The following is a 6,445-nucleotide window of genomic DNA, read 5'->3' as shown; positions in this document are numbered from 1 at the left end:
TCCTTCTGAATTCGGGCGACATCCGGAACGGGAAAGACCTATGACAAAATCGTCGGGGGTCTGCCGCGCGACAATGCCGAAAAGGTCGATGGCGTGACTGTCCCCGAGGACGAGCACGCCGGGCCCATGCGACGCACTGCACTGCCGGAGCCGGTCCAACAGGCCCTGATCGACCCCTGATGAATGGAACACACATGTCCCATGCGCCTGATACGGAGCCTCCTGCCGGGCTGTTTCGATCAGCCTCAGGTCGGCTTCATGCCCGGGATTGAGAGCCAGATAGATCGTCCGGAAACCGCCATTCACATGACCGCTGAGCCCGAAGGCAACAAGCAGTGCCGCAGCGATCGCACTGGCGGTGAAGACATTGCGTCGTGTCGGTAAAAGGGGCCCTTGCGTCCGTCGGAATGGTTGTTCGACAAACCGCCATGAGCCCCAGGCAAGCATCAGGGACAGCCCGGACAGAAGCATCATCACCCCTTCAGGAGGGGCGGAAAGGCTCTTGATCCTAGCGAAGGCAAAAAGCGGCTGGTGCCACAGATAGGCGCTGTAAGAGATCAGTCCGATACCGACCAGAGGCCGGGTGGAAAGAAGCAGATGCACCGCCGTACCCGTCCCTGCAAAGACGATGATCAGCGCCGTGCCAAGAACCGGTACGAGCGCATAGAGGCCGGGGAAGGGCAGTGTCCGATCAAAGCCGAAGATGGCAACAACGATCAGCGCCAGGCCAATCCCGCTGAGCAGATCGCTCGACCTTTGGGGGCGCCCCAGTGTCGCGAAAGCGCAAAGGCTACCGGCAAACAGTTCCCAGGCGCGGGTCGGGGCGAGGTAGAAAGTAAAGCCCGGCAGGTTAAGCGTCCCCCATTCGCTGAGTGTCAGACTCGCCGCCGCGACTGCGATCACCATCCAGACCACGCGGCGGCGTCCGAGCGGCCATAGAAGGAACAGCAGCAGCGGAAAGAGCAGATAATATTGCTCCTCCACCGCCAGACTCCAGGTGTGCAGTAGCGGCTTCAGCTCCGATGCGGCGGCGAAATACCCCTCTTCGCGCCAAAAGAGGATGTTTGACGCGAAGAGGACGACTGCCACGATGCTTTGTGCGAAATCCCGCATCTGTGTCGGCGTCATCAAGAGAAACCCGGCAGGGATGCTGACGAGCACAACTGTGAACAGGGCCGGCAATATGCGCCGCGCCCGTCGTTCATAGAACTTCAGAATGGAGAACCCGCCGCGTTCCAGATCGTTGATCAGGATCGCGGTAATCAGGTAACCGCTGATGACAAAGAAAACGTCGACGCCGATGAAACCGCCTGAAAAGCTTTCAAACCCGGCGTGAAACAGGATCACGGGAAGCACGGCAATAGCGCGCAATCCGTCAATCTCGCGTCTGTAGCGCATCCCAACCATCCACTCTTTATCCGGAAAATTGCTATCACATCAGGGGAGGCGCACCAAGTGCCGGTCGGGGCATTCAGGCAGTGCGCGGCGAAGATCAGGGATGAGCCTTGTGCGGAAACTTTCGGCCGCGCACCACAAGCCGGGCGCGCTTGCACTTGTTCCCGGTCGGTTGGCACCCATGATGAATGACTACAAGCCTCGCGTTGCGGCCGTCCCGGCATGGGGTGGCGCGAGGAATATGCCGATGCCCTCTCCGGGCGGGTCGGCATTGTCAGTTACGGCAGTGGTCCACTTCGCGCTGGAAGAAGACGCTCAGCGTCTTGTCGCGTTCGGATCGGAAGCCCCCCGCATCCGCAGCAGAGGCGATCCGGTCGATGCGGAACATACGGAAGTCATCGCGCAATTCGCACCAGGCGATCAGGGTCCAGACCTTGCCCCAGAACCAAAGGCCGAGCGGGCGAACGATGCGTTGCGTCGCGGCCCCTTCCGCATCGCGGTAGTCGAGCGTCAGTTTCAGATGGCGGTCGACCGCCCGGTCGAGCCTGTCGACCATGGCCCGGTCCGCATCCGACAGCGCGCCTGCATCATGGGCATGGATCGCCACTCCGGCCGGGCGGTCCTTTAGGTCGGGGGGCAGAACCGCCTCGATCTTGGCCAGAGCCTCCTCGGCTGCAAGCGCCATCGCAGCCCCGCCGAAGCTGCGGACCATGCGGGCACCCGCGACCAGGGCGCTGATTTCATCGCGCGAAAACATCAGGGGCGGCAGGTCATAACCCGACCGCATCAGATAGCCGATACCGGCCTCGCCATCGATTGGCACGCCAGAGCCGATCAGGTCAGCGATATCGCGGTAGATCGTGCGGTCGCTGACCTCCAGCCGTTCGGCCAACATGCGCGCTGTCAGCAGCCGACCGCCCCTCAGATACTGGACGATCTGGAAAAGGCGGTCGGCCCGGCGCATCAAGCCGCCTTCGCAGGTTCGAAAAGCCCGATGGAATTGCCGTCGGGGTCCTTGGCATAGACGAAGCGGCCGGGCGGGATCGTGATGATCTCACCGATCACCTCGCCGCCCGCCTTGCGGCAGCGGATCGCGGCATCCTCAAGCCGGTCGGGCACGGCGATATGCACGGTCGGACCGTTTCCTGAGGCGGGCATGCCGGGATAGAGGTGGCCGCCCGTGGTTTCCATGTTGCCTCCAAGGATCGCCATTGGATTGGGTCCGCTTTCGTCGATTGTCATCTGCCAGTCGAAGGTTGCGTTATAGAACGCCACCGCCGTCTTCATATCGGATACCGGGATTTCACTCCAGACAACAACGGGTTGGGTGTTCATGGGGGGATTCCTTTCAAATCGGTTGACGCGGCTCTTGTCGCACACGGCTCCTGACAGGGTTCTGTCAGGAGGGTTTGGCAGCTACAAAATTGTGACTTCGCGTAACCGGGGCGCTCCGGGCTTTCCTGAAACGCCGCGTCGGGGGATGATGCCTGTGGCAGCAAAGGAGGCCGGGATGAGCGATGTCGTGCGGGTGACAATGGGCGAAGACGGGGTGGCCGAGGTCTGCCTCAACCGGCCCGAGAAGAAGAACGCCTGGTCGCTGGAGATGTTTGACGCCCTTGCGGCGGCTGCGGACCGGCTGGCGGGGACGGCCGGATTGAGGGTGGTGATCCTGCGCGGTGAGGGGGGATGTTTTTCCTCCGGTCTCGACCTGTCGGTGATGCAGGGTTTTGCCCGCGATATGGAGGGGCTGAAACGAGAGATCGCGACGCCGCCGGCAGGCGCGCAGGCAAACCGGTTCCAGGAACCTGTCGTGGCCTGGCAGGCGCTGCCGGTGCCGGTGATCGCGGCTGTTGAGGGCGTGGCCTACGGGGCAGGCATGCAACTGGCGCTCGCCGCCGATTTTCGCATCGCGGCACCCGGGGCGCGGTTTTCGATCATGGAGATGAAGTGGGGCCTCATCCCCGATATGGGGATCAGCCAGTCGTTGCCACGCCTGACGCGGGCCGATCTGGCCAAGGAACTGATCATGACCGCGCGGGTCTTTGGCGCAGAGGAGGCGCAGGGCCTGGGCCTGATCACCCGGATTGCCGAAGACCCCGTGGCGGCGGCGCGGGCCATGGCGGCGGAACTGGCGCAGAAATCGCCTGATGCACTGGCGGCGGCCAAGCGGCTGGTGGAAGAGGGCTGGACCCTGCCGCCGGGCGAGGGGCTGGGGCTGGAGGCGCGGCTGCAAGTGGACATCATCGGCGGGTCGAACCAGATCGAGGCGGTGATGGCGGCCATGGGGGGACGTCCGCCACGCTTTCGTTGATCCATGGAACGTCTCAGCGCATCCAGCCCAGGCCCGCTTCCGTACCCGCCTGCGGCGCGTATTCACCGCTGACCCAGCCCTGATAGCCATCGGCATCAAGCTGGGCGAAGAAGGCGGGATAGTCGATCTCTCCGCCCGCTGGTTCATGTCGCCCCGGATAGCCCGCCACCTGAACATGCACTGCGCGGGCACCGTGGGTGGCCCATGTCGCCATGACATCACCGGTGATCCGGTGGGCGTGATAGGCGTCGAATTGCAATGCGAGATTGGGGGCGGCGGCGGCATCCAGAACGCGGGCGGCGGTGTCGTAGTCGGCAAGGAAGTAGCCCGGCATGTCGTGGCGGTTGATCGGCTCGATGGTCAGGCTCTGTTTCGGGGCGCGGGCGGCGGCCCATTTCAGATTGTCAATGAACGTTGCCTCGGCATCCGGCCCCTCGGCCACCCCCGCCATGATATGCAGATGACGCGGCTTCAGCACCTGTGCGAAGCGCAAGGTCCGCTCGAAATCGCGGTGAAACCGATCCTCAAGCCCCGGGACGGCGGCAAAGCCCTGCGGACCGCCTGTGGCGTTGGGTGGCGGGCAGTTCATCAGAAGGAAGGTAAGCTTGTTCCATATCAGCTGATCACGCATGTCCTGTGCGGGGGCGTCATAGGGAAAGAGCACTTCAGCCGCCTCGAACCCGGCCTCGGCTGCGGCCCTGAAACGCTCCATGACGGGCAGTTCCTGAAACAGCCAGGTCAGGTTGGCGCAAAAATTTGGCATCAGGATAGCGTCCGCGCGGCAAGTCCGAACAAGGTCTGAATCTATCACAGAGTTGCGGCCATAGGTCCAGTGCCGCCGCGAAACAAGAATGGCCCCGCCGATTGGGGCGGGGCCATGGGATTGTGCAGATCAGGCGCCAATCACTTCGGGATATCGCCGGTGATGCCTTCGATATAGAAACCCATGCCGAGAAGATCGCCGTCCGGCGCGGTCTGGCCTTCAGCCAGCCAGGCAGAGCCGTCCTGCTTGTTGATCGGGCCGGTGAAGGGGTGATAGCTGCCGTCGGCGATGGCATCGCGCATTGCTTCCGCCTCTGCCTTCACCTCGTCTGGCAAACCGGTGAATTCGCCGATTCCAACCGTGCCGTCCTTGATCCCGTCCCACGTGTCTTCGGAGATCCATGTTCCATCCATCACGGCCTGGATCTGCCGGATGTAGTAGGGCGACCAGTCGTCGATAATCGACGTCACGCGCGGCGTGGGTTTGTAGTCTTCCATATCGGAAGCCTGACCAAAGCCGATTGCGTTTCCGCCTGATTTGGCGATTTCTGCCAGCGGTGCAGTGGAGTCGGTATGGGCTGCGATCACATCCACGCCCTGTTCGATCATCGCCTTGGCGGCGTCGGCCTCATCCGCCGGATTGAACCAGGTATAGGCCCAGACGACGCTCAGTTCGACGTCAGGATTTACCTTCCGGGCGTTGTGGAAGTAGGAGTTGATACCCATGATCACTTCGGGGATGGGGAACGAGGCGATGTAGCCGATCTTGTTCGACTTTGTCATACGACCCGCAATAAGACCTTCAATTGCGCGCCCCTCGTAGAAACGGGCATTGTAGATGCCGACGTTGGGATGCTCGCGCTTAAAGCCGGTTGCATGTTCAAACTTTACGTCCGGGAATTTCGCGGCCACGGCGTTCGTCGGGTCCATGTAGCCGAAAGACGTGGTGAAGATGATGTTGCAGCCCGACAGCGCCATCTGGGTCAGCACTCGTTCGGAGTCTGCGCCTTCGGGAACTGTTTCTTGCCATTGAAACTGGACCTTGTCGCCGAAATGCTCCTGCGCCTTTGTGACGGAGGCGTGATGCGCCTGCGTCCAGCCGCCGTCGCCAATAGTGCCGACATAGACGAAGCAGGCCTTGACCTTGTCCATCTGTGCGTTGGCCGCGCCGCTGAAGGCGAGCCCGAGGCCGAGCGCCGCTGTGGCGAATAGGTGTCTTCTGTTCATGTTACACTCCCGGTTGGTTGGGGTTGTCCCCAATGGTTTGGCCTCAATGCGAGGCATGGAAATTCTGCCCAAGGCTTGCAGGCGCGTTCAGAGACGCCTTGGCACGGCCCGAGGACATGATGACCAGCACGAGGATGGTTATCAGATAGGGCGCCATCGACAGGTACTCGACAGGGATGGCCGATCCCGCGGCCTGCAGATTGAGCTGCAATACCGTGATGCCGCCAAAAAGGTAGGCGCCGATCAGCACCCGCCAGGGCCGCCAGCTTGCAAAGACCACGATGGCCAAAGCGATCCAGCCCGCGCCGGAGGTGATGCCGTCGACCCACTGGGGCACGCGGACAAGGCTGATATAGGCCCCGCCCATCCCGGCCATGGCCCCCCCGAACATGATGCAGCCGATGCGGACACGCGTGACCTTGTAACCCAGGGAATGCGCCGCCTCGTGGTTTTCACCCACGGCGCGGATGATCAGGCCGAGCCGCGTGGATTTCAGCACCCACCATGTGACTGCGACCATGAAGATCGAGAAATAGACCATCCAGTCATGAGCAAAGAGAACCCGGCCGAGGAAGGGGATATCGGCCAGGGGGCCGAAAGGCACGGCACCCGTGGGGGGCGGTTTGATCCCGTTATAGCCTTGCCCCGCGAGCGAGGAGAGGCCGAGCCCGAAGAGCGTCAGCGCAAGGCCCGTCGCCACCTGATTGGTCAGCAGGAACTGCGTAAGGAAGGCGAAGATCAGGCTGAGGC

The 6,445-nt window shown here is 62.4% G+C and carries 7 protein-coding genes; 1 reads left to right on the top strand and 6 read right to left on the bottom strand.

Annotated elements, in window-relative coordinates; translation table 11 throughout:
- The 3 genes from WBB85_RS23460 to WBB85_RS23450 form a co-directional block, all read right to left on the bottom strand.
- Nucleotides 1–1,398, bottom strand: a 1,398-nt coding sequence (locus WBB85_RS23460) for an acyltransferase family protein (RefSeq protein ID WP_432640975.1), incomplete at its 3' end; no start/stop codon positions are given.
- 271 nt (nt 1,399–1,669) lie between these two features.
- Nucleotides 1,670–2,359 carry a helix-turn-helix transcriptional regulator gene (locus WBB85_RS23455; protein WP_432640974.1) on the bottom strand — a complete coding sequence of 230 codons (690 nt, stop codon included), beginning with the start codon at nt 2,357–2,359 and terminating at the stop codon, nt 1,670–1,672.
- Entirely contained in the window at nt 2,359–2,730 is a 372-nt protein-coding gene (locus WBB85_RS23450) for a VOC family protein (RefSeq protein WP_432640973.1), read from the bottom strand. The genes WBB85_RS23455 and WBB85_RS23450 overlap by 1 nt, the downstream gene beginning before the upstream one ends.
- A gap of 175 nt (nt 2,731–2,905) precedes the next feature.
- Between WBB85_RS23450 and WBB85_RS23445 the strand changes: the two genes are divergently transcribed.
- Nucleotides 2,906–3,706 carry a crotonase/enoyl-CoA hydratase family protein gene (locus tag WBB85_RS23445; protein WP_432640972.1) on the top strand — a complete coding sequence of 267 codons (801 nt, stop codon included), beginning with the start codon at nt 2,906–2,908 and terminating at the stop codon, nt 3,704–3,706.
- Between the two features lie 13 nt (nt 3,707–3,719).
- On the opposite strand, the gene WBB85_RS23440 is transcribed toward WBB85_RS23445, so the two are convergent.
- The 3 genes from WBB85_RS23440 to WBB85_RS23430 all read right to left on the bottom strand — a co-directional run.
- Nucleotides 3,720–4,469, bottom strand: coding sequence for a hydroxypyruvate isomerase family protein (locus WBB85_RS23440; protein WP_432640971.1), 750 nt, complete (start codon nt 4,467–4,469; stop codon nt 3,720–3,722).
- Nucleotides 4,470–4,609: 140 nt separating this feature from the next.
- The gene (locus WBB85_RS23435) at nt 4,610–5,695 is read right to left on the bottom strand and encodes a BMP family ABC transporter substrate-binding protein (RefSeq protein WP_432640970.1); all 1,086 of its coding nucleotides are present in this window, start codon (nt 5,693–5,695) and stop codon (nt 4,610–4,612) included.
- Between the two features lie 43 nt (nt 5,696–5,738).
- A partial coding sequence (locus tag WBB85_RS23430) for an ABC transporter permease (RefSeq protein WP_432640969.1) occupies nt 5,739–6,445 on the bottom strand: 707 nt, incomplete at its 5' end.

The sequence above is a fragment of the Albidovulum sp. genome, from assembly GCF_049646345.1.
Taxonomy (GTDB): domain Bacteria; phylum Pseudomonadota; class Alphaproteobacteria; order Rhodobacterales; family Rhodobacteraceae; genus Albidovulum.
This window is presented reverse-complemented; position numbering and strand designations above follow the sequence as displayed.